The sequence below is a fragment of the Micromonospora sp. S-DT3-3-22 genome (genome assembly GCF_015354745.1).
Classification (GTDB): Bacteria; Actinomycetota; Actinomycetes; order Mycobacteriales; family Micromonosporaceae; genus Micromonospora; species Micromonospora wenchangensis.
Genome location: NZ_JACGMO010000241.1, coordinates 1 through 3,607, shown reverse-complemented (window position 1 = coordinate 3,607; position 3,607 = coordinate 1). Strand labels below are relative to the sequence as shown.

Here is a 3,607-nt window from a genome sequence, read left to right as displayed (position 1 = left end):
CGGTGGCCAGGGCGTCCGCGCCCGCGCCGCCGTACTCGACGGGGATGTGCGGGGCGTGGAAATCGGCGGCACGCAGCGCGTCGTACGACGAGGTGGGGAACTCCCCGGTCTCGTCGGCCTCGGCCGCATACGGGGCCACCTTGGCGGCACAGACCTCGCGGACCGCCTCGCGGATCGCGTCGTGCTCCTCGGGCAACCGGTAGACGTCGAACGTCTGTTCTGCGGCCATGTCGGCCCTCCCCTTTCACCGCTATCATGCGCAGTCTGTGTGCCGTCTTCAGGCCGCCGACTGCCGCAGACTGAAGGATAGCCATCGTGGCTCCCCACCACGTTACCGGCCGGTAGGATCGTGCCGGGCAGGCGTCGACAGCGCACAACTACGCTGACCGAACGACAGGTTTTCCATCGGTGCCCGGCCAGGCGCCGCAGCCGATTGCGACGCAGTGAAGCGCCGCCAGTGCGAGCGGAGAAGACAGGCGTGACGATCCCGTACCCGAACATCCAGCCGGCGCCGACCATCTCCCCGGTGACGCCCCCCTCGGGTGCGCCGCGTCCCCGGGTGACCTTCCTGGGTACCGGCTACCTCGGCGCGACGTACGCCATCTGCTACGCCGAGCTGGGCTACGAGGTGCTCGGCTTCGACGTCGACGCCGACAAGATCGCCAAGCTGAACGCGGGCGAGGTGCCGATCCACGAACCGGGCCTCGACGAGCTGCTACGGCGCAACCTGGCCGCCGGCCGGCTGCGGTTCTCGACCGACATCGCCGAGACCGCCGAGTTCGGCGACGTGCACTTCATCTGCGTCGGCACCCCGCAGCGGGCCGACGGCATGGGCGCCGACCTGTCGTACGTCGAGGCGTCGGTGACCGCCCTGGCCCAGCAGCTGACCCGCAAGGCGCTGATCGTCGGCAAGTCCACCGTGCCGGTCGGCACCGCCGAGTGGGTGGAGCAGCTCGTCGGCAAGCACACCCCGACCGACCTGGCCGTCGAGGTGGCCTGGAGCCCCGAGTTCCTCCAGGAGGGCTTCGCCGTCGACGACGTGCTGCGCCCCAACCGGATCGTGGTCGGCGTCAAGAGCGAGTGGGCCAACGCCATGCTCTACGCCGCCCACAAGGGCGTCTTCGACCTGGCCGCCACCGAGGACCGCGAGGTCCCGCTGGTGGTCACCGACTTCGCCACCGCCGAACTGGTCAAGGTCGCCGCGAACGCCTTCCTGGCCACCAAGATCTCCTTCATCAACGCGATGGCCGAGGTCTGCGAGGCCAGCGGCGGCGACGTCACCCAGCTCGCCCGCGCCATCGGCTACGACCCCCGGATCGGCAACCGGTTCCTCCAGGCCGGCCTCGGCTTCGGCGGCGCGTGCCTGCCCAAGGACATCCGCGCCTTCCAGGCCCGCGCCCAGGAGCTGGGCGCCGGCGAGGCGCTGCGCTTCCTGCACGAGGTCGACCTGATCAACCTGCGTCGCCGCACCCGGGTCCTCCAGCTCGCCTCCGACCTGCTCGGCCGCCGCTCCGGCCCGGCCGGCCCGGACTTCTCCGGCACCCGGATCGCGGTGCTCGGCGCGACCTTCAAACCCAACACCGACGACGTCCGCGACGCCCCGGCGCTCGCGGTCGCCGCGCTGCTCGCCAAGGCCGGCGCCGACGTGCACGTGTACGACCCGCAGGGCGCCGAGAACGCCCGCCGAATCGCCCCCGAGCTGGTCTACGAGCCCAGCATGAACGACGCCGTCTCCGGGGCCGACCTGGTCTGCGTACTCACCGAGTGGGCCGACTTCCGCAACGCCGACCCGGTGGCCCTCGGCGAGCTGGCCGCCGGCCGACGCGTCGTCGACGGCCGCAACTGCCTCGACGCGGCACTGTGGACCCAGGCCGGCTGGGAGTACCGGGGCATGGGCCGCCCCTGACGACACCGCGACGCGCCGGCGCGGGAGGTGGTCCTCCCGCGCCGGCGCGTTTTTTGTACCCCTAACGGAGCGGCAGGTGTCGAAATCCACGCCCGCGCAGGGCATGCTGCGTGGGGGCGGCGTCCACAGTGCGTCCGGCCGGGTGGAGGGATGTCGTGGAGAGCTTCCAGTGCTCCTCGTGCGGGCGGCAGATCAAGCCGGCGGCCCGCTGCCCCAACTGCGGGGCCGAGCAACCGCAGTGGCGCGATCACCTCGCCGAGATCGAACGCTCCATCGCCGAGATGAAGGCCCGCGACGCCGAGATCGCCCGGGAGCAGCGGCAGATCGCCGCCAAGATGCAGGCCGCCCTCTTCCAGCGGGACATCCTCGCCCACGCCGGTGAGGAACGCATCAAGCAGGCCACCCGGCCGCGCCGGGTGCTGCGCCGCAAGGCGGACCGGCGACCGCCCACCGCCACCACCGGGGCACCGCCCCGGGTGCCCCGGCAGGGCGCCCCCGCCGGGCCGGCCGGCCCCGACGAACCACCGCTCCCACCGCCGTACCGGACCGCCACCTGGCTGGGCGCGGACAACCCGGAACACCCGGCCGAGGCCTCCTCCCGTGAGGTGCAGAACATCCCGCTCGGGCTGGGCGCGCTGGTGCTGGCCGTCGCCGCGGTGGTCTTCGCCGCCGTCGCGACCAGCTCGATGGACGCCCTCGCCCGGCTCGGCATCCTGCTGGTCGCCACCGTCCTGCTGCTGCTCGCCCCGCCGGTGCTGGCCCGGCGGGGGCTGACCTCCACCGCCGAGACGATCGCCACGGTCGGCCTGCTGCTGGTGCCGCTGGCCGGGTACGCGCTGTGGGCGGTCGACCGGATCGGCGCGTCCGGGGCCGTCTTCTCCGGGGTGATCTTCGCGCTGACCACCGGCGTCGCCCTCGCCTACGCCCTGGGCACCGGCCTGCGGGCACCCCGGTTCGCGGCGGTGCTGGCCGCCCAACCCGTGGTGCCGCTGCTCGTCTACGGCTGGATCAGCGGCGCGACCGGCTGGGCGGTGGTGCTCACCGTGGTGGCCGTGCTCGACCTCGCGCTGGTCCGCTCCGGCATCATGCGGGAACGGCCGGCCCCGCCGGAGTCCACCGCCGACCGGCCCACCGGGCCACCCCGGCAGCGGGTCGCCCCGGACGGCCGGCCGGAGGGGGCACCCGAGGAGTCGGGCGAGGTGCTCGACGGCACGGCGGCCACCCCGGGCGGCGTCCCCCGGCCGGTGCCGTGGCTGCCCCAGATGACCTGGCTGCTGCACGGGGTGGCGGTGGCCCTCGCCCTGGCGTACGCGGTCACCGCCCTGCTGCGGGCGCAGACCGTACCGGCGGCCACCGCTGCCGGCGCGGCGCTGCTGCTCGCCGCGGCGGTGGGTCTGGCCGGCACCCTGCTGCTGCGCCGCCCACCGTTGCCCGACGTGGGCGCCGGCATCCTCACCCTGGCCGTGATCGGCGCGCTGGGCCGGATCGCCTCGGTGGCCTTCCCGGGCCGGGCACTGCTGCTGATCGCCGCGGTCATCACGCTGACCGGGCTGGCCGTGCGGGCCGTACCGGAAGCCGCCCGGCGGGGGCCGCAGCTCGCCTCCGCCGCGGCACTGACCGTCAGCGGCCTGGTGGTGGCCGGCGGCGCCCTGCGGGCCGGGCTGGCACCGGTCGAGGCGGCGCTGCCCGCCTGGCGGGCCG

General features: G+C 74.4%; 2 protein-coding genes and 1 pseudogene. 2 read left to right on the top strand and 1 reads right to left on the bottom strand.

The window, feature by feature from the left end; all coding sequences use genetic code 11:
• Positions 1-229: acyl-CoA dehydrogenase family protein (locus H1A17_RS33705; protein ID WP_194823781.1), on the bottom strand; the 229-nt coding region annotated here is incomplete at its 3' end.
• 249 nt (positions 230-478) lie between these two features.
• Here H1A17_RS33705 and H1A17_RS33700 point away from each other — a divergent pair.
• On the top strand, positions 479-1,906 hold the full coding sequence (locus H1A17_RS33700; RefSeq protein ID WP_145917980.1) for a UDP-glucose/GDP-mannose dehydrogenase family protein: 1,428 nt from the start codon (positions 479-481) through the stop codon (positions 1,904-1,906).
• Positions 1,907-2,061: 155 nt separating this feature from the next.
• Positions 2,062-3,607, top strand: a pseudogene (locus H1A17_RS33695) (permease); the annotation flags it as partial.